This is a genomic window from Ectobacillus sp. JY-23, assembly GCF_023022965.1.
Classification (GTDB): Bacteria; Bacillota; Bacilli; order Bacillales; family Bacillaceae_G; genus Ectobacillus.
Genome location: NZ_CP095462.1, coordinates 169,415 through 188,773, shown reverse-complemented (window position 1 = coordinate 188,773; position 19,359 = coordinate 169,415). Strand labels below are relative to the sequence as shown.

At 38.9% G+C, this 19,359-nt stretch carries 17 protein-coding genes and 1 riboswitch; of the genes, 9 read left to right on the top strand and 8 right to left on the bottom strand.

Features of this window, described 5'->3' with window-relative positions; translation table 11 throughout:
• The first annotated feature begins 24 nt into the window (after positions 1 to 24).
• The gene (locus MUG87_RS00930; RefSeq protein ID WP_247084689.1) at positions 25 to 348 is read left to right on the top strand and encodes a MerR family transcriptional regulator; all 324 of its coding nucleotides are present in this window, start codon (positions 25 to 27) and stop codon (positions 346 to 348) included.
• Positions 349 to 509: 161 nt separating this feature from the next.
• Here the strand turns inward: MUG87_RS00930 and MUG87_RS00925 are convergent, their stop codons facing one another.
• The 3 genes from MUG87_RS00925 to MUG87_RS00915 all read right to left on the bottom strand — a co-directional run bounded on the left by MUG87_RS00925 (position 510) and on the right by MUG87_RS00915 (position 4,415).
• Entirely contained in the window at positions 510 to 1,826 is a 1,317-nt protein-coding gene (locus tag MUG87_RS00925; protein ID WP_247084687.1) for a Na+/H+ antiporter family protein, read from the bottom strand.
• 428 nt (positions 1,827 to 2,254) lie between these two features.
• Entirely contained in the window at positions 2,255 to 3,160 is a 906-nt protein-coding gene (locus MUG87_RS00920) for an extracellular catalytic domain type 1 short-chain-length polyhydroxyalkanoate depolymerase (protein ID WP_247084684.1), read from the bottom strand.
• Between the two features lie 214 nt (positions 3,161 to 3,374).
• A complete protein-coding gene (locus MUG87_RS00915) occupies positions 3,375 to 4,415 on the bottom strand; it encodes a M42 family metallopeptidase (protein WP_247087408.1) in 1,041 nt (346 codons plus the stop codon).
• Between the two features lie 198 nt (positions 4,416 to 4,613).
• Here MUG87_RS00915 and MUG87_RS00910 point away from each other — a divergent pair, with 198 nt between their 5' ends.
• Positions 4,614 to 6,257, top strand: a complete 1,644-nt coding sequence (locus MUG87_RS00910; protein ID WP_247084682.1) for a glutamine--tRNA ligase/YqeY domain fusion protein — start codon at positions 4,614 to 4,616, stop codon at positions 6,255 to 6,257.
• Between the two features lie 74 nt (positions 6,258 to 6,331).
• Here the strand turns inward: MUG87_RS00910 and MUG87_RS00905 are convergent, their stop codons facing one another.
• Positions 6,332 to 6,529: a cold-shock protein gene (locus MUG87_RS00905; RefSeq protein WP_124564007.1), complete on the bottom strand. Its 198-nt coding sequence runs from the start codon at positions 6,527 to 6,529 to the stop codon at positions 6,332 to 6,334.
• 253 nt (positions 6,530 to 6,782) lie between these two features.
• On the opposite strand from MUG87_RS00905, the gene MUG87_RS00900 reads away from it, so the two are divergent.
• The 4 genes from MUG87_RS00900 (at position 6,783) to MUG87_RS00885 (ending at position 10,687) form a co-directional block, all read left to right on the top strand.
• Complete coding sequence (locus MUG87_RS00900) at positions 6,783 to 7,604, top strand: alpha/beta hydrolase family protein (RefSeq protein ID WP_247084680.1); 822 nt, start codon at positions 6,783 to 6,785, stop codon at positions 7,602 to 7,604.
• Between the two features lie 103 nt (positions 7,605 to 7,707).
• Positions 7,708 to 8,358 (top strand): FMN-dependent NADH-azoreductase, encoded by a 651-nt coding sequence (locus MUG87_RS00895; RefSeq protein ID WP_247084678.1) that lies wholly within the window; start codon positions 7,708 to 7,710, stop codon positions 8,356 to 8,358.
• A 295-nt stretch (positions 8,359 to 8,653) separates the two neighbouring features.
• Positions 8,654 to 9,364 carry a 23S rRNA pseudouridine(2604) synthase RluF gene (rluF, locus tag MUG87_RS00890; protein ID WP_247084677.1) on the top strand — a complete coding sequence of 237 codons (711 nt, stop codon included), beginning with the start codon at positions 8,654 to 8,656 and terminating at the stop codon, positions 9,362 to 9,364.
• Positions 9,365 to 9,445: 81 nt separating this feature from the next.
• Complete coding sequence (locus MUG87_RS00885) at positions 9,446 to 10,687, top strand: DUF445 domain-containing protein (protein ID WP_247084674.1); 1,242 nt, start codon at positions 9,446 to 9,448, stop codon at positions 10,685 to 10,687.
• Between the two features lie 38 nt (positions 10,688 to 10,725).
• Here the strand turns inward: MUG87_RS00885 and MUG87_RS00880 are convergent, their stop codons facing one another.
• Complete coding sequence (locus tag MUG87_RS00880; protein WP_247084672.1) at positions 10,726 to 12,129, bottom strand: amino acid permease; 1,404 nt, start codon at positions 12,127 to 12,129, stop codon at positions 10,726 to 10,728.
• A gap of 112 nt (positions 12,130 to 12,241) precedes the next feature.
• A riboswitch (Lysine riboswitch) is annotated at positions 12,242 to 12,419 on the bottom strand.
• A 241-nt stretch (positions 12,420 to 12,660) separates the two neighbouring features.
• Here MUG87_RS00880 and MUG87_RS00875 point away from each other — a divergent pair.
• From MUG87_RS00875 to MUG87_RS00865, 3 genes are read left to right on the top strand one after another with little or no spacing between them, the layout of a single operon-like run.
• The gene (locus MUG87_RS00875) at positions 12,661 to 13,614 is read left to right on the top strand and encodes an AAA family ATPase (RefSeq protein ID WP_247084670.1); all 954 of its coding nucleotides are present in this window, start codon (positions 12,661 to 12,663) and stop codon (positions 13,612 to 13,614) included.
• On the top strand, positions 13,614 to 14,807 hold the full coding sequence (locus tag MUG87_RS00870) for a DUF58 domain-containing protein (protein ID WP_247087836.1): 1,194 nt from the start codon (positions 13,614 to 13,616) through the stop codon (positions 14,805 to 14,807). The genes MUG87_RS00875 and MUG87_RS00870 overlap by 1 nt, the downstream gene beginning before the upstream one ends.
• Positions 14,808 to 14,809: 2 nt before the next feature.
• Complete coding sequence (locus MUG87_RS00865; RefSeq protein WP_247084668.1) at positions 14,810 to 16,981, top strand: transglutaminase TgpA family protein; 2,172 nt, start codon at positions 14,810 to 14,812, stop codon at positions 16,979 to 16,981.
• A 139-nt stretch (positions 16,982 to 17,120) separates the two neighbouring features.
• On the opposite strand, the gene MUG87_RS00860 is transcribed toward MUG87_RS00865, so the two are convergent.
• The 3 genes from MUG87_RS00860 to rsgA form a co-directional block, all read right to left on the bottom strand.
• Positions 17,121 to 17,360, bottom strand: a complete 240-nt coding sequence (locus MUG87_RS00860) for a hypothetical protein (protein WP_247084666.1) — start codon at positions 17,358 to 17,360, stop codon at positions 17,121 to 17,123.
• A 136-nt stretch (positions 17,361 to 17,496) separates the two neighbouring features.
• Positions 17,497 to 18,129, bottom strand: a complete 633-nt coding sequence (locus MUG87_RS00855) for an aminoglycoside phosphotransferase family protein (RefSeq protein ID WP_247084664.1) — start codon at positions 18,127 to 18,129, stop codon at positions 17,497 to 17,499.
• 49 nt (positions 18,130 to 18,178) lie between these two features.
• Positions 18,179 to 19,228 carry a ribosome small subunit-dependent GTPase A gene (gene rsgA / locus MUG87_RS00850; protein ID WP_368042552.1) on the bottom strand — a complete coding sequence of 350 codons (1,050 nt, stop codon included), beginning with the start codon at positions 19,226 to 19,228 and terminating at the stop codon, positions 18,179 to 18,181.
• Positions 19,229 to 19,359 lie beyond the last annotated feature (131 nt).

The window sequence follows — 19,359 nt, the reverse complement described above, 5'->3', positions numbered from 1 at the left end:
TGCATCCACAAGGAGGGTGACGTCATGTCTGAATCCTATAAACACAAGAAGGTCATTACTATCGGCACAGTTAGTGAAATTACAGGTTTGACAGAACGACAAATTCGATATTACGAAGAAAGAAGGCTGATTTTTCCTGAACGCTCGCAACGAGGAACACGTAAATATTCCTTTCACGATATTGAGCAACTAATGGAGATTGTTGAGAAGATGGAAGACGGTGTACAAACATTTGAAATACGCCAGGAAATGCTAAAAAAAGAGAAAAAACGTGATGAACGCAAGATACGTGATGAAATGATACGTGGACAGTTGAATGCCAGGTTTGGCATTCAACAATCTCCATAAGAGAAAACCTAGCAACCTTTTACCACAAAACATATAGGTGTTGCCTCTACAAGAATGACTTACTTTTTTAGACTCTCGTTAATTGCATAATTCGGAAAAATCATGTATACCATTATCGCTCCGCATATAAAAAAGTCCGCCCATACGGACGGACTTAATTCTTATAACACCATTGCAGCAATAACACCAAAAATTAAAACAGGAATGTTGTAGTGTACAAAAGTTGGTACACAGGTATCCCAAATATGATTATGCTGCCCATCCGCATTTAATCCCGCTGTTGGACCAAGCGTACTATCTGAAGCTGGTGAACCAGCGTCACCTAGTGCACCTGCAGCACCAATGATTGCGATGGTAGCCATTTCACTAAAGCCCAGTTGCATACACAACGGCACAAAGATTGTTGTTAAAATTGGGATAGTTGAGAACGAAGAACCAATACCCATTGTAATCAGTAAACCAATTGCAAGCATAAGAAATGCAGCTAACAATTTATTATCTCCAATCAGCTCTACACTCGTTTTCACAAGAGATTCTACATCTCCTGTTTTACGCAGAACTGCGCTAAATCCAGCAGCCGATATCATAACAAATCCTATAAACGACATCATGCGCATACCATCTGTTAACACTTGCTCAGACTCTTTTACTTTCAGTACGCCTGCAGCAACTAAAATAGTAGTACCGGCCAATGCCCCAAAAATCATAGAATCGGTCTGCAGTTGTACAACTAATGTTACTACAACAGAGATCATTGCAATGAGAATACTTTTGTTTGTATATAACACTCGTTCTTGCTCAGTTGCAACGTTAATAGTTTCATATTGTCTTGGCTTACGATACGTAATAAATACTGCAATGAGCAATCCAACAATCATACCAAGCGATGGAATTGTCATTGCTTTTGGAATCATATCTATATCGATATTCATACCGCTTTCTTTCATATTAGTTTGCATGATTTGGTGAAAGATTGTACCGAATCCAGCAGGAATCCACATATAAGGTGTAATAAGTCCAAAAGTAATAACACTAGCTACCAGACGTCTGTCCACTTCTAATTCATTTAATACTTTCAACAAAGGCGGAATTAAAATTGGAATAAATGCAATGTGCACCGGGATAATATTTTGCGAGAAGCATGATATCATTAATATAATCAGTAAAATTAATACTTTTGAATATGTTTTACGTTTTGAATCTCCCTCTTTGCCCACTAAGCGAATGGCCACATCAATGAGCGCATCTGGTAACCCTGTTTTAGAGAGTGTGACTGCAAATGCACCAAGTAACGCGTAACTGAGCGCGATGCTCGCGTTAGAGCCAAGCCCTTCGGTAAATACAGAAATCGTATCCTGCACACCAAGCCCACCAATGATACCACCGGTAAAAGCACCAATGACAAGCGCCAATACAATGTGCACTCGTAGTAAACTCAAAATTAACATAACTATTACTGCAACTAAAACTGCATTCAATGTAAATCCTCCTTTTTAATAAACGAAATAAGAAAAAACCAAGTGGTCTATTCAACTCCAGCGTATTCCAGTTTTTATGCATTTAGATGATGAAGCACTGGAACTGAACCACAAAAAAGCCATGTAGGTATAGAAATACCCACATGGCTTGGCATTGTGGGTAAACAGGAATAGCCCTGCTTCCCCACAACAAAGTGAGACGCAGAGCTTACAAATGATGATGTTTAATTGTCATGCATACATTAAGTTGCTGCGTCATGATAATCACCTTTCCATTTTTCCGTTTATATTAATCGTACTAAAACTACCATGACTTTTATTATATGTCAATAGTTTTTAAAAAAACAACTATATTTGTTCTAAACTACAAACCAGCTTAACGTACCTTAATACATTTCACCACATCAGTTATATTAACAAATTGTATATTACGAAAATGCTTTTTTAAAAAACTCCCAAATTATTTGTGTAGCATCAGGTCCTTGTTCATCTGTAAAAGACTCCATTTTATTTCCACCAGACCATACATGCCCCATGTTTTCAACCATATATTCCTCTACTATACTTCGTCCCGTGCTATCACGATATATGGTATGGTTGTAGTGATGTCTGCCTTCTATTGGATAGACAGTTACTTCTGGTGGCAGCATGCGATACTTGGAATGATTGCTGTTGGTACGCACCCACTGCATAGCAACTTGATGGCCATTGCATGGATGAACAGTTCGATCTGCCATGCCATGAAAGACAATAACCGGAATTACTTTTTTCATCCCCATTGCCGCATACGCAAGGTCTCCCTGCTGAGCCGGTAGCGGTCCTCCTCTTCTCATAGCGCTGTATGCATGCAAAATACTAGGCGCTGCTTTATATTCAAGTCCAGAACATACCGCAATGGCTGTAAATACATCCGCATATGCTACGCCTAAAATAACACTCATGGCTCCCCCCGCAGATAATCCAGCCACAAACACTTTATCATGAGCAATATCATAATCCCGCTTCACATCCTCCACCATTCCAGCAATAAGAGCAGGTTCCCCTTTTTCTCTTGTTTGGTGAGCAGCGTCAAACCAATTCCAGCATTTATTTGGATTTGCTCCTGTTGTTTGTTCTGGATACATAACAAAAAATTTTTCTTTTTCAGCTAATGCATTCATGTTTGTAGCTGCGGCAAATTGTATAGAATCCTGTGTACAACCGTGTAGCATAACGATAAGTGGAGATGGATACGTGCAGTTATCAGGAACATACAATCTATACTTTCGCTCCCTGTAAATCCTCTCCATAAAATTTCGACTTAAGCGGGACGACCGTTCTTGTTCATTTATCACTGTTGAACTCTCCTCACGCTAGTTTCTATCTCTAGGTATAAAACGCTTTCATTATTGCTCCTATGCACGCAAATGTGCTATAAATCATACTATCTTCACAAAGAACAGGCAACCCTTCATTTTATGTTCTCTTCAATAGAATACGTCGTACATTTGCAAAGTTTTCCTGTTTTCTTGCAGAAAAAAAACACTTCCGTAAAAGGAAGCGTTTTTCCTAAAACATAGGAGAGTATATATATCGCCACAATAGATGTGTTGTATGACGCAGAGCAGAAACGTGCGTACGTTCAAAAGCATGTGAAGCATCGATGCCTGGACCGATCAATCCATGTCTAATATCGTAACCTGCGCGAATCGCAGCTGAAGCATCGGAACCATAAAACGGATAAATATCTACTTTATATCCAATATCATTTGTAATGGCCAAGTTTGTCAAATGCTGACGCAGTTTATAATGATATGGTCCACTCGAATCTTTGGCACAAATAGAAACTGTATATTCATCTGTTGCTTGTCCATCACCAATTGCTCCCATATCAACAGCTATGTACTCGACTGTCTCAGCTGGAATGTTAGAGTTACCACCATAACCGATTTCTTCATTATTTGATATTAAAATATGTATTGTGTAAGGTAAATCTAACTCGCCTTCTTGAATGACTTCTATTAGGTGAAGTAAAATCCCAACACTTGCTTTATCATCTAAATGTCTCGATTTAATAAAGTCACCTGCAATTTGAAAGCGTGGATCAAACGATACGAAATCCCCCACATGAATGCCTAGTTGCTCTGTTTCTGCCTTAGACTTTACCGCTGCATCTAGTCGAACTTCAATATGATCTTCGTCACGCTTTACATCACCTGCATTTTTATACACATGAACAGAAGTTTGATGTACAAGAATTGTACCTGTGTATGTTGTACCATTTGCAGTGTGAATCGTACAATATTCACCCTCTACAGAGTTCCAACGAAATCCCCCTACCATTGTTAGTTTAAGTCGGCCATCACTTTTAATTTCTTTCACCATGGCACCAAGAGTATCGACATGGGCTGTAAGCAGGCGATGTCGTGTCTTGTCTTTACCAGAGAGCGTTGCCAGCAATGCCCCTTTTTTCGTAATTTCAAATGGGACGTTATGTTTGTTCATAAAGGTCGCCACATATGCAATAGCTTCTTCTGTATAACCAGAAGGGCTAGGAATTTCTACAAGGTCTCTTATGTATTGTACAATGCGTTGCTCATCAATTTGCATCAAAATAAAACCTCCTTTTTTATAACTATCATAACACGCTTTGTAGCTATGCTCACAACCAAAGTGAATTTCGGCTTAATTTACAACATAACTAACTAAAAAATGGAGCGCACAAGCTTTCATTCAGCAAACTCTTTACTTATGTTATATAATACAGGTAAAATGATACAATATAGAAAATGAAAGAGGTTGAAATACGTGGAACATAACGCTTCTAATTTTATTAGAAACATTGTAAAAGAAGATTTAGAAACTGGGAAGCACGATCATATTATTACACGTTTCCCGCCAGAACCAAACGGATATTTACATATCGGACATGCCAAGTCTATCGTGCTGAATTTTGAGCTGGCAGATGAATTTGGCGGCAAAACAAATTTACGCTTTGATGATACCAATCCGTTAAAAGAAGATATCGAATTTGTTAACTCCATTAAAGAAGATGTAAAATGGCTTGGCTTTGAATGGGACGGGTTATTTTTCGCATCAAATTACTTTGATGAAATGTACAATCGCGCTGTTCTTCTTATTAAAAAGGGCTTAGCCTATGTTGATGATTTAACAGCAGAGGAAATTCGCGAATATCGTGGCACATTAACTGCACCTGGAAAGGAAAGCCCCTATCGCAATCGATCTGTTACAGAAAATCTAGATTTATTCAAACGCATGCGCGATGGAGAATTTGGTGACGGTGAAAAGGTGCTTCGCGCTAAAATTGATATGACTTCTCCTAATATTAACTTACGTGACCCTGTTATGTATCGCATTGCACATGCAACGCACCATAACACGGGGAATAAGTGGTGCATTTATCCAATGTATGCATTTGCACACCCACTTGAAGACGCACTGGAGGATGTTACACACTCCATTTGTACACTAGAATTTGAAGATCAACGTCCTCTTTACAACTGGTTTATCGAGAATTGCGAGATGGAAAGCAAGCCGCAACAAATTGAATTTGGTCGCTTAAATTTAACAAATACTGTAATGAGTAAGCGGAAATTAAAGCAACTTGTGGAAGAAGGCTATGTAGATGGCTGGGATGATCCGCGCATGCCGACTATTTCGGGGCTTCGCCGCCGCGGTTACACACCGGAAGCAATTCGTACATTCTGCCGTGAAATTGGTGTTGCCAAAACAACGGGCATTGTAGATACAGCAATGCTGGAGCACTTTGTACGTGAAGATTTGAAATTAAAAGCGCCGCGCACAATGGGTGTTGTACGCCCGCTCAAAGTTGTTATTACGAACTATCCAGAGGGTCAAGTAGAATGGCTAGATGCTGAAATTAATCCAGAAAACCCTGAGATGGGTATGCGTAAAATTCCATTTTCTCGTGAAATTTATATTGAACAAGATGACTTTATGGAGAATCCGCCTAAAAAGTATTTCCGCCTCTTCCCAGGCAATGAGGTACGCTTAAAACATGCTTACTTCATCAAATGTGAAGAAGTCATTAAGGATGAGAATGGAAATGTCATCGAATTACGTTGCACATATGATCCAGAAACCAAAAGTGGAACAGGCTTTACCGGCCGAAAAGTAAAAGGAACATTACACTGGGTAGAAGCTACACAAGCTGTACCTGCAGAATTCCGTCTGTATGAGCCACTTATTTTAGACGAAGAAAAAGAAGGCACAACATTCCTCGAGAATGTGAATCCAAATTCATTGCAAATTCTGCAAGGCTTTATTGAGCCGAATATGAGAGAAGTAAAAGCACAGGATAAGTTCCAATTTTTCCGTCATGGTTACTTTAACGTAGACCCAAAACATACAACATCGAAAAAACCTGTATTTAACTTGATCGTTTCCTTAAAAAGTTCTTTTAAGCTTTAATAAAAACCGCTCTCTAAGGAGAGCGGTTTTTATGTATACAAAAAAGAACTCCGAAAACGGAGTTCTTTTCACAATTACTTTTGAACGTTAGCAGCTTGAGGACCACGAGGACCTTCAGTGATTTCGAAAGAAACTGCTTGGCCTTCTTCTAAAGTTTTAAAGCCTTCGCCTTGGATAGCGGAGAAGTGAACGAATACATCGTCTTGACCTTCAACTTCGATGAAGCCGAAACCTTTTTCTGCGTTGAACCATTTTACTTTACCTTGTAACATGTGTTGTACCTCCTGTGTGGACTATCCCACATTATATTACTTATTCTTGCTCTAGATACTCTTTCAAGATGATTGTATAAACATTTCTTCTATCCAGCATATACCGAACAAAAACAATTAACCATATTATAGCACGGTTATTCGAAAAATGGTACAAAAATTTATTTTTGTCAGCTTTATTATTTTCTAAAAATTGCTGTATACTTTGTACATATCATATGTTACACATCACAAAATTTCTAGGAGCCTGCTTATGATTTATCATATTACATACATCTCTAACAATTTGCGAGTAAAAGGTTATTTAGGACTTCCTCCAGGCTTTATATACTCGTTCGAAGAGTTGCAGCAGCATATAACGAACCTATATCAAGCTGCTCTTCCAACAATACCTTTAACGAATGACTTTCCTATAAATAAACAGCTTGGACCTTTTCCTGCCCTCTTGTATTGCAGAGGTGGCATCGGCAAGGTCGGAAAAGTAAAGCTAGAATGGATTGAACAATTTACCCGGCATGGTTATGTTGTATTTGCCCCCTCTTATCGCGGCAATGAGGGCGGCGAAGGGCGCGATGAATTTGGGGGCGCAGAAAACGAAGATGTAGTAGCTGCCTACCATTTCTTACAAAGCCTACCCTTTACAACCACAGTTTCTGTTATGGGCTTTTCACGAGGTGCTATCAATGCTGTGCAAACAACTGTAAAACTGTATGATGTACATAAACTTGTATTATGGGGCGGCGTTTCAGACTTAGCCCAAACATATGAAGAACGCATTGATCTACGCAGAATGTTAAAACGAGTACTAAACGGATCTCCTAACAAGGTACCACATGCATATAAGCATAGGTCCCCGATCTATATGACGCAGTATATACAGTGTCCGGTTTTAATTATGCACGGCACAGCCGATGTACAAGTAGACCATCATCATGGCATGGATATGTATCATGCACTGCAGGAGCAATCACATCCTGTAACATTACATTTATATGAGGGATACGGACATCATCTTCCGCCTATTGTTCACCAACATGCACTTTTACGTATGTTTGAATGGCTGGAACAACAATAATTCCCCAGAATGTACAAAATTGTAAAAACCTACATGTATGTCTAAAAGCAGTCTCTTCATAATATAAAATGAACCGCACGACAACAAGAAAAGAGGGACAAACATGAACAAGCTTTTATATATTACAGCTCACCCATTTGCAAACGAACAAGCAAATGCACCACACTCCTTTAGCCTCGCTGCCGGCGATGCATTTTTACAGGCATATAAAGAAAGTAATGGTACTGATACAGTTACTGAGCTTCATTTATACAAGACAAATATACCTCATATTGATTTAGATGTGTTTAACGGTTGGGGGAAGTTACAACAGGGACAAGCCTTTGACGCACTAAGCTCTGAGGAGCAAACAAAGGTTGCACGTTTGACTGAACTTGTCGATCAATTCGTCAGTCACGATAAATTTGTATTTGTTACACCTATGTGGAACTTCTTATTCCCTCCTATTTTAAAAGCTTATATTGACAGCGTTGCAGTTGCTGGAAAAACTTTTAAGTACACAGAAAATGGTCCTGTGGGCTTATTACAAGGTAAAAAAATACTGCATATACAGGCTTCAGGTGGCGTGTACTCCAGCGGTCCAGCAGAGGGCTTTAATTTTGCGCCAAAATATTTACAAGCAATTGGTACATTTTTTGGTATAACAGATTTTCAAACGCTATTTATAGAAGGTCATGCCGCACAGCCAACCGAAGCTGAACGTATTAAACAAGAAGCAATCAAAAAAGCAAGTGCTATGGGAGCTGCTTTTTAATTCACTTCACAATGTTAGGGGAGTCTTTCAAAAGACTCCCCCTCTCGTTATTCTGATAGTGCAAATATGCTAAGCCACAGCTTTCACATATCGACAACATACAGAGATACATACATGAATTGACTTAGATTTTTACCTTACAGTCATCCCCTTTTGCACCTGTAAAAAAACGTGTTTTACATGCCAAACATCTTTTTAAGAACCCCCTTTGTTTACGTATGACAAGGCATCACCGTTGACTTATTTGGCATATCACGCTACATTTAATTTATAACGCAATGAAGGTGGGTTTCTGTTGAGAATTAATAAATTTATCAGTGAGACGGGTATTGGATCTAGACGCCAAGCAGACCAATGGATCTCCGATAAAAGAGTAACGATTAACGGCGTAATCGCTGAACTTGGTAGTCAGGTTCACGAAGGCGATGATGTACGATTAGATAACAAGCCGGTAAAAGCTAAACCAAAACATGTTTATATCGCTCTTAATAAGCCGATAGGTATCACCTGTACAACAGAGCGACATATCAAAGGAAATATTGTCGATTTTGTCAATCATCCAATGCGGATTTTCCCTATTGGTCGTCTCGATAAAGATTCTAATGGTTTAATTTTATTGACAAATGATGGTGATATTGTAAATAAAATATTACGAGCTGAGCATCATCATGAAAAAGAATATATCGTTCGCGTTAATAAACCTATCACCAATGAATTTTTAAAACGAATGAGTGCTGGTGTGGAAATTTTAGATACAAAAACACTGCCTTGTAAAATTATGAAGGAATCGGATCGTGTATTTCGTATTATCTTAACACAGGGGCTTAACAGACAAATTCGTCGTATGTGTCTTGCTCTCGGCTATCGTGTTGTCAGTTTACAGCGTGTACGTATTATGAACATTCACTTGCAAAATTTGCCGGTTGGCAAGTGGCGCGACTTAACAGAACAAGAGCTTACGCAGTTGTTTAAAAGCTTACAATATAAACAAAACGTGTCGAAATAGCAAATACATATACTAGAGGGCACCGTTGCGGCGGTGCTCTACTCGTTCTGAATGATAAAGTGAACAGGAGAGTGATGCAAGATGGCACCAAAATCCAAATACTTAGCAGGAACATCTTTAGCTGTAATGGGAGCGGGGTTTTTAAGTACTTTACCTCTAGATACGACAACAGGTGTTATTTTACACGGCGCTTTTGAAGCTGGACTGGTGGGGGGACTTGCTGATTGGTTCGCCGTCACCGCTTTATTTCGGCACCCACTTGGCATTCCGATTCCCCACACAGCATTGCTTCCTAAGAACAGACAGCGTGTAACAACAGGACTCATTCATATGCTTGAGCATGAATGGTTAACAAAAGAAAGCATTATGGAAAAGTTACAAAAAGCTGATATTATTTCTAAATTGCTCGCTTGGCTTGAAGCAAAGCTGCACACGAATGCAACCCGAACAGCAGTCATAACCATTGCACGCAAACTACTAGAGCATGTTCAACCAGAGATGCTCGCTCCTTACATTGAAAAAGAGTTGAAACAATATGTGCTGTCAGCTGATACGAAACGTATTGTAACCCTAATTATAGATCGGATTCTACAAGATCGTTACGATGAAAAAGCTTTGGACTATATCTTAATAAAAGCGAAACACTGGGCAGAAAAAGAAGAAACAAAAACTACACTGGGCAACGTTGCTTTAAAGGCCATTCAAAATATAGAATTGGATGGATTTTTACAATTCGCGCTTAAATCATTCATTAACGTAATTGACGCTGACAAATTGGGTGGATTTATACAGGAATTCATTATAGGTGGGATTCATAGCTTACAAAATGAAGAAAATGACAATCGCCGCTCTTTGTTGGAAAAACTGCAGAGTGAACTAGAAAAAGGCAAAAGTAATGAGGAGCTCATAAATAGCATCGATTCATGGAAAACAAGCATACTGGATTCATATAGTATGTCAAGCTTATTAACAGATTTGCTTACAAACATTAAACAAAGAGCACTCACCTTTGTACAAACAGATGCTTTTGTTGAAAGATATGCAATTCCATTGTTAGAAAAAATGGTTGCTTGGCTAAAGCAGCCATCATACAAGATCCATATAGAACATAGCCTACATAAGCAAATTGCTGGATTTATTGAGACAAATCATCATAAAATTGGAAAGTTAGTACAAGAGAACTTAGATAAATTAGACGATAACACACTTATTGCAATGATTGAAAATAACGTCGGAAAAGACTTGCAGTGGATTCGTGTTAATGGCGCGGTTTGTGGATTTATAATTGGTCTTTTGTTAGAAACAGGAAAAATATTCATATAAAAAGCAAGTAGCTCATAGCTACTTGCTTTTTAAACAAATTATTTTTGTTCATATAAAGGATGATGTTTCATTGTACCATAGAAGAAAATGCCACTTGCAAGCAAAATCATGCCGAATGCGAAGGTTTTTAAATCAGCTGTACCCGCTATGATTACCCATATTGAGTACAGCGTAGATAGGGTTGCAATGATAGCATCTAGCATACGCCCTTTTCCATCTTCATACGTTTCACCTGTAATTACCAATTTTAGTTGGAAAACAGAGGCAATAAAGTAAGGTACTAAATAAGAAAGTGTTGCGATATAAATAACAAAGTCAAACGCCGCTGAAATAGAATTAGATACTGTAGAAAAGATGAACAGTTGACCCAATAAGTTTGTTACAATCAGAGAGAAAGTCGGAATACCCTTTTTCCCTTCTTTTAAAAATGCAGGAATAAACAGGCCTTGCTTTGCTGCTTGATGCGGCACCTCTGCACTTAACATTACCCAACCAATCGTAGAACCAAATAAGCTGATGAGACCTACTGCAGCTAAAAGCTTACCCCCTACCGGTCCAAGCACCGTTTCAATTGCATCAATTAGTGGTTTTTCAGACGTAACCAAGACTTGTTGCTCAAGCATTCCCATTACAAGTGTACTAATACCAATATAAATGGCCAGTGCTATGAACAAACCAAGAATCGTTGCTCGCTTTACATCTACTTTCCTTTTCGCTCTCGATGCGAAGACTACAGCGGATTCAACACCGATAAATGCCCATAACGTAGCAACAGCCGCATTGTTAATTTGTCCAAAAAGACCAATTGTAGCGCCAGCTTCATCAGCACGCGGTGCTACAAATGGTAAAATATTTGCCTTTTGAAAAGCGAATAAGCCCACGATTATAAACAACATAAAGCCCGCAACTTTTGCTGCTGTTGCAACAAAGTTTAATTTCCCCGCTTGTTCAATACCTTTTAAAATTATAAAATGTGTGCACCAAAGCAACATCGTACATACCATAAATGTTAAAGCGTTGCCTACTTTTAACGTAAAGCTGCCAATTGTAAATAATTCAGCACGACTTGTTAAAATAGGAAAGAATGTTGATAAATAACCTGCAAATGTAGTAATGATAGCGATATTACCTGCTAAATTTCCAATCCAATATCCCCATGAAGCCATAAATCCAGACAAAATAGATGCTTGTGAGCCAGGTTTAAACAGCTCTTTTGCATAAATTTGCGGCCCGCCGCTCAATTCCGGCTTTCTTGTCCCCAAATTACCAAACACAAGCGCAGTCATCAACACACCAAAACCTGTTAATAACCATGCCCCTAACACCCCAGCAGGACTTGCTGCTTCAGATAAAGAACGCGGTAGCATAAAAATACCTGAACCAACCATATTTCCAACCACCAGGGCTGTTAAAATCCATAAACCTAATTTTCCTTTATTCATTGTTTCGCCTCCGATGTCCTCTTGCTCAAAATATAGAAAACTATCGTTTGTCATGGAATTAGGCATAAAAAAAACACACCTTCTGAAGGTGCGAACGCAATTTCCCCCAGACAAAAAGGATAGTTCATCATGATTTGTATCATGACAGTCCTGTTCCTATTCGGAAACAGTCCCAGCTACCGTAATCAGAGAATAACGGCGCTTCGGCGACACTTCCTTTCCACTGATTTCAACAAGTTCTCTGACTCTCCTTCAGTGTACTATTAAGCATCGCGACCTCTACCTCATCTTGAGCTGACGAGGAAGTAACTATTTTATTAGTATACTTATATTTGCATATAATATCGATATTTGTCAATAAAAAAATTATATTTTTAAAATCCACCTTTCAAAACCTATAGGATTCATACATTTCCGTTTCATATTTTTTATTTAAATGAATTTTCAGACAGGTAATATGGTGTACATTGTCGAATATGTGAATAATTAAACGATATTTATTATTTCATTGCATATGTAAGGAGGACTATCATGATTCAAGATTCATTGCATCCTATCGCGAAAAAAATTATAGAAAACATGGAACATGTAATTGTCGGAAAACGAAAAGAAATTGTACTCACTTTAACGGCTTTACTGGCTAGAGGACATGTTCTGCTAGAAGATGTGCCAGGTGTAGGAAAAACTATGTTGGTGCGTACGCTCGCAACATCGATTGCAGCTGATTTTAAAAGGATTCAGTTTACACCTGATTTACTCCCTTCTGATGTTACAGGGGTCTCTGTATATAATCCAAAGGAATTGCGTTTTGAATTCCACCCAGGTCCTATTATGGGTAATATTGTATTAGCTGATGAGATTAACCGTACCTCTCCTAAGACCCAATCTGCCTTGTTAGAAGGAATGGAGGAAGGAAATATAACAATTGATGGTATTACTAGACCGTTGCCTTATCCTTTTTTTGTGATGGCCACTCAAAATCCTATTGAGTATGAGGGGACTTACCCTTTGCCAGAGGCACAGCTTGATCGATTTATGCTGAAGTTTAAAATGGGATATCCAACACCGGAAGAAGAATTCTTAATTTTAAATGGAAGAAACGCCAAATCACTTTCTTCTCTTCCATCGGTTGTGACAGTAAAAGAATTACAAGAATTACAAAAACAAGTAGATGTAATTTATGTGGATAAAAATCTCAAGCATTATATTGTTAAAATCGTTCAACAAACCCGCTCTTACAATACGATTGAATTGGGGGCTAGTCCGCGTGGCTCTTTAGCTCTACTAAAGGTTGCACAGGCATACGCACTCATTCACGGAAGAGAGTATGTAGTACCTGACGATATTAAAATGTTGGCACCTTATGTATTGGCACATCGACTTATCTTAAAGCTGGAAGCAAAATTTGAGGGTATGACCGCGGAAAGTGTAATAGCAAAAATTGTGACGCGCACTCCCGTTCCTACAGGAGTTGTGCTTTCGTGATGAAACAAGCTAGTAAACAAATTTTTCACAGGTTGGTCTTAATGTTCGGTTTATTTGTCTTGTTTTGTTATACCATGTTTCAAGGTGGTTTTGTGAGCTGGTTTCTGTTGTATGCCTGCACACCTTTTATACTGTACGCATTGACACTCTCCTTTTATGACTTAGCACATATAGAAATTACAAGATCCTTGGAAAAGAAAGAATTTACTGCCGGCGAAACCATCACTGTTACCGTAACCATGAAACGCCCAAATCGCTTTCCTCTTTTATATCTTATTGTAAGAGATGTACTTCCTGCTTCACTTGAACGTACAGAAGTTCCATCCACCATGTTACTGTTTCCATGGTTTAAAAAAAACTTACAATTTCAATATGAGGTTGCCTCTATTCCGCGAGGTGAACATACTTTCTCTACCGTTCATCTTACAACAAGCGATATGCTAGGTATGTGTAACAAGGAGTATTCATCAGCGCTCCTTGACACGCTTCTGGTATATCCACGTTATACATCCATTAGCTTTGCCCAATCCAGTAGAGCCGAGCAAGGTCAACAGTCAACAGCTTCACTTCTTTCAAAAAACGCTTCTATGCCGGCTAGTGTACGTGAATACCGACCAGGAGATCGGTTTTCCTGGATTGATTGGAAAGCAACTGCTCGTAAAAGTATGATTATGACAAAGGAGTTTGAACAACAACGCAGTGATAACATGTTAATCATCATGGATCGGACAAGCTCCCCAATGTTTGAAGGTATAGTAAGCTTTTGTGCATCACTTGTAAAAGCTGCTTTACAGCAGGACGCACACGCTTCTTTTTTATCGATGGGAAAAGAGCGTACCTTCTTTCCCCTTCACAAAGGAAAGATACAGCTTCAAAGCATCTTTTTTCATTTAGCAAAAGTGCAAGATGATAGTAGCTCCTCACTTTTCAACATTTTACAAAGTGAGCTTACCAACAGCAATCGAATAACTTCCTGTATGCTGGTAACAGGGGAGCTTTCTAAAGACATGCACCCCATAGCTGAACTGGTTTCTAAAACGAACAAAACTCTTATTATTTTTGTGATTAAACCTAACGCTTCTGCCTTTTCAGAAACCGAATTACATAGATTAAAAACTTTGCAGCAATACAATATTCGTGTAAAGATGGTTTATGAAAATCAATACGAGAATGCGTTTTTCGAGGTGAGCTAGTATTGAAAAAGGATCATATACAAATGAAACACATCCCATTACTTATTATTTTGTTTTTTATTTTAATACAGTGGCTGAAACCATTACCAATGGTAACAGATATGTACCGCATAGATGTCTTTATCATTTTTATCGGCGCTTGTCTTGTCGGTTCATGGATTGGTATTCGCAAGCTTATATCCATACCTTTAAAAAGCATGCTGCTTATTCTTTTATTGCATACGGCTTCAAGCCATGTATATGGCGAATCAAGTTGGTTAAATGGGTTTCTACATGATGTTACAGCGGATATTGGTCACCTTTTTACAGGAGAATGGAAGAACTGGACTCCTATCGTTCGAACTTTATTATTTTTTATCTTGCTATGGGTCAGTTGCTCACTTTCCTATCAGTGGGTGGTTCAAAAGCAAAAAGGACTGCTATTTTTACTGATTCTATCCATTGTCTATCTTGCCATTTTTGACACATTCTCTCCCTATTACGCCAAACAATCTATTATTGGGGTAACAGCTCTGGGTTTTATTACAATTGGCTTACAAAATACAGCTCGCATCACACCTTTATTTAAAGGCTATCCTATCTTTCATTTACAGCTTTTTGTAGCAATTACATGTTGCATTCTTATTGGTTATTTCGCACCAAAACTTGCACCGCAGTGGCCTGATCCCATCTCTCGTTTCACCTCACTTACATCTGCCAAAAGTGAGGGAACAGCAAAAGTTGGGTATAGCACAGATGATTCACAATTAGGTGGTCCCTTCCTTCCAGATGATACACCAGTATTTTCGGTAATTACAGCAAACAGCTCCTATTGGCGGGTAGAAGTGAAAGATTTCTATACAGGAAAGGGATGGGAAAATTCTGATAGGAGCGAGGCTCAATTGGATGTGGGAATCGTAGACACTCCTTCCCAATTTGTTAATAATGCAATGAATTGGTACGGCCCACTTACAAAAACAGAACCTGCACGGGCTTCTTTCAATTTGAACGGCTTACCCCCTTATTTTATTTACCCAGCAGGACTTATTTCGATTGAAGCCCCGATTGAGTGGCCACTGGATGTAGATATAGTTTCTGAAAAAATACCTATTCCTCCATCGACGGTGGTTGACAGTTACAAAACAAATTTTAGTGTTCCTGAATTTCCTATAGAGGGTTTAAAAAGTGTTAATTCACCTGATGAACTAGAAAATACACCTTATTTCAAAAACATGTACACACAACTTCCTGCGCAGTTGCCACAACGAGTAAAAGATTTGTCTCTTACTTTAACAGCTGACAAAACTAATCGCTACGATAAAGTAAAAGCCATTGAAAACTATTTTGCAGATTTTACGTACGAAATGAAAGATGTGCCTTATCCGCAAGAAAATCAAGATTATGTTGATCAATTTTTATTTGAAACACAAAAAGGATACTGCAACAACTTTTCAAGTGCTATGATTGTATTACTTCGAGCAGCTGATATTCCCTCTCGTTGGGTGAAGGGGTACACTGAAGGAGAAAAAACAAGCGGAACAGCAGAAACCAATTATGAAGATATATATCAAGTAACCAATAACAATGCTCACTCTTGGGTTGAAGTGTACTTTCCGGGGTACGGGTGGGTTCCGTTTGAACCGACAAAAGGGTTTACTAACCCTTATCGTTTTACACAAGAAGTTGTTGCAGCTCCGCAGACAACGAGCGAAACAACCGACCCGATAGCAAAACCAGCTGAAAAACCCCAGAAGGATTTTTCAGAGGAAGTGACGGGTACAACCACTCAAAAGCCAATTATACAATGGACTTGGAAAACCTCAATAGTGATAGTCGTATTTGTACTTATAGTGGCTGTCTTAAGCATAAAACATCGTTTAAGGTTGTTCTTTCTTTTCTTACAGCTTCGTTATCGAAATATGAATGAAAAGAACTTTGCCAGTGCTTATCATGCGCTCGTTAAGCAGCTTGAGCGGATTGGTTTACCTCATAAGAAAACACAAACATTGCGTGAATATGCTTTATATGTAGATGAGCACCTTCGTTCTTCTTATATGCAGCAGCTAACAGGTACATATGAGCAAATTACCTACAGTCAAAGAGAGATTCATGTACCTGCTCAAATTAAACAACATTGGGTTTCTGTTTTAAAGCAGACTACTTCTCCAATCAAAAAAGATTTAGACAAAGCCTGAAAATAGAGAATCCTACATGGGATGCTTTATTTTAATTTTACTAGCATATCTTCCATTACTTTTAATGGATACTATCATTTTTCGCTATTAAAGAATAACAGCGCCATCCTTAAGGATGGCGTTGTGTATTGTTCTTATGTTAATAACCATACTGCGAATAAGGATAATATGGCGTGTAAGGAACTGGGTACGGTGCAGGAACGGGATATGGTGCAGGATAAGCTCCGAATCCAGGTGATAACAACGCTCCTGTTGCTAAGCCTGCCGCAAAGGGTACGCCTCCCCAAAAAGGCGGACGACCAATACCAAATCCAACTGGATGACCAACGCCAAACCCAACCGCTGGATGGCCTACACCACCTACATGATAACGGTTCATACTTTAGTCTCCTTTCGTCTTTATTTGTTCTTTATTACCTTATTCATGAGTGCCATGAAGGGTCAGTTATTTGGCATACTTATACAAAATTTATCTAAAAAAGGAAAATTTACGGATTTGCTCTTTTTTACACGAATTAAAACTTGTTTCCTAATTCACTTTTAAATGTTTGTAACTCTTGTATGTACCACTGAGGCATGCATTGCTTAAAGTCATGATGATCTTGCAGGATTGTCATTAAACGCTGCTTTGTTTCCTCTAATAGATGCGGCGTATGCACAGATGACCACACCACATCAGCAACAACACCAAACGCTGCATACAAAGCATAATACAGCCAAAACTCCTGAGGAGGCTCTCCATCAAAATAACCGTGTATTTGCCCCGTTGCAAACGCAGGACTTACGTTTCTCGTAAATAAAGCAATCTTGTAAAAATCATGATAAGGGTCTCCCCATTCATACCTTCCAAAATCAATAACCGCTTCTAATTTATTAGTAGTGAGTATTAAATTGCTTGGATAAAAATCATCATGTAAAAAAACGATAGGTCGATTTTTCAATAATTGCTTATGGTTATCAATGAAATCCAAGGCATCTATAATAGGTACGAGAGATAGATTTAGCTCTTGAGAGCGTTTCGTATAGCGCTCATGCTTGGAAATACGATACTCTTCCAATGTCCTTTCGTTATTGGGTTTCACCAACGAATGAATTTGTAATAACGCTTTTCCCGCTAGCTCTGGTATACGATGCAAAACCTCCCTCATATCTATTCTCCTCGCAAGAAAATACCTCGTCTTTCGACGAGGTATTTTCCTATTTCTGTTTACCTTTTCTCATACTTTTCGTAATTTGTTTCCATTTATTGCGTTCTTCACGAGCGAGGACTGTACTTTGCTTACGAGCCGCATAGGCGATTTCTCGCTGTAGTTTATTGTAGCTGGTAAGTCGCTCTAGTTCGAGGGTTCCCTCATCTATAGCAAGACGCACTGCACATCCTGGCTCTGTTTCATGCTTACAGTCTGAAAATCGACACACTTTTGAAAGCTGCTCAATATCAGTAAATGTAGCCTCCACAGCACTGCTTCCTTCCCATAGCTGCAATTCTCTCATGCCAGGCGTGTCGATTACAAGACCACCTCCCGGGAGCAAGAACAACTCACGATGAGTTGTTGTATGGCGACCTTTGTCATCACCCTCACGAATGCCACCTGTTTTACTAACTTCTTCACCAATAAGAGCATTCAAAAGAGTTGATTTTCCTACTCCTGAAGAACCTAATAACGCGACTGTTTTTCCATCTTTAATAAAGCTTTTCAGCTCTTGTATTCCTGTTCCGCTTACACTATCAACAGCGAACACATCTACGCCAAACGCAATGCTTCTTGTTTCTTCTATAAGAACATCAACCTGTTCACATAAATCCTGCTTTGTCAGCACAATAACCGGAAGTGCTCCGCTTTCATATGCAAGTAGGAGATAACGCTCTATACGACGTAAGTTGAAATCTTTATTTAAAGCGTTTACAAGAAACACATAATCAACATTTGCTGCAACAATCTGTTCTTCGGTTTTTTCGCCGGCAGCCTGACGAGAAAACGCACTTTTTCTTGTTAGTACACCATGAATAACCGTTTTTTGTTCATTTGGAAGCTTTGTAATCCAAACCCAGTCACCCACTGCAGGATAATCACTTTTTACGCTTGCTTCATGTCGAAACTTACCTGCCAATTCCCCTAAATATTCACCGTCATCGGACACGATTCGATACATATGTTTATGCTCAAGCACAACTCGCCCAACCTCATATGCCTTCGTACGTTGTGATCCGAAATAAGCGTCCCAACCTAAATGATTCAATGTCAATATAATATCCTCCCTTTTATATGGAAGGACACGGCGACAATTATCTCGTTCGGCCCGTTCCTTCCTCACTCTTTTGGTTCATATGTGCAATTAACATAATGCATCACTCCGATCTGTTTAGAATTACTTTT

Excerpts from the sequence above, each read along its gene's own strand:
- MUG87_RS00885 (WP_247084674.1), top strand. The coding sequence starts at position 9,446 with ATGGCACCAAAATCCAAATACTTAGCAGGAACATCTTTAGCTGTAATG.
- MUG87_RS00855 (WP_247084664.1), bottom strand. The coding sequence starts at position 18,129 with ATGAGGGAGGTTTTGCATCGTATACCAGAGCTAGCGGGAAAAGCGTTA.
- MUG87_RS00880 (WP_247084672.1), bottom strand. The coding sequence starts at position 12,129 with ATGAATAAAGGAAAATTAGGTTTATGGATTTTAACAGCCCTGGTGGTT.
- MUG87_RS00895 (WP_247084678.1), top strand. The coding sequence starts at position 7,708 with ATGAACAAGCTTTTATATATTACAGCTCACCCATTTGCAAACGAACAA.
- MUG87_RS00930 (WP_247084689.1), top strand. The coding sequence starts at position 25 with ATGTCTGAATCCTATAAACACAAGAAGGTCATTACTATCGGCACAGTT.
- MUG87_RS00860 (WP_247084666.1), bottom strand. The coding sequence starts at position 17,360 with ATGAACCGTTATCATGTAGGTGGTGTAGGCCATCCAGCGGTTGGGTTT.
- MUG87_RS00915 (WP_247087408.1), bottom strand. The coding sequence starts at position 4,415 with ATGCAAATTGATGAGCAACGCATTGTACAATACATAAGAGACCTTGTA.
- MUG87_RS00870 (WP_247087836.1), top strand. The coding sequence starts at position 13,614 with ATGAAACAAGCTAGTAAACAAATTTTTCACAGGTTGGTCTTAATGTTC.
- MUG87_RS00875 (WP_247084670.1), top strand. The coding sequence starts at position 12,661 with ATGATTCAAGATTCATTGCATCCTATCGCGAAAAAAATTATAGAAAAC.
- MUG87_RS00900 (WP_247084680.1), top strand. The coding sequence starts at position 6,783 with ATGATTTATCATATTACATACATCTCTAACAATTTGCGAGTAAAAGGT.
- MUG87_RS00905 (WP_124564007.1), bottom strand. The coding sequence starts at position 6,529 with ATGTTACAAGGTAAAGTAAAATGGTTCAACGCAGAAAAAGGTTTCGGC.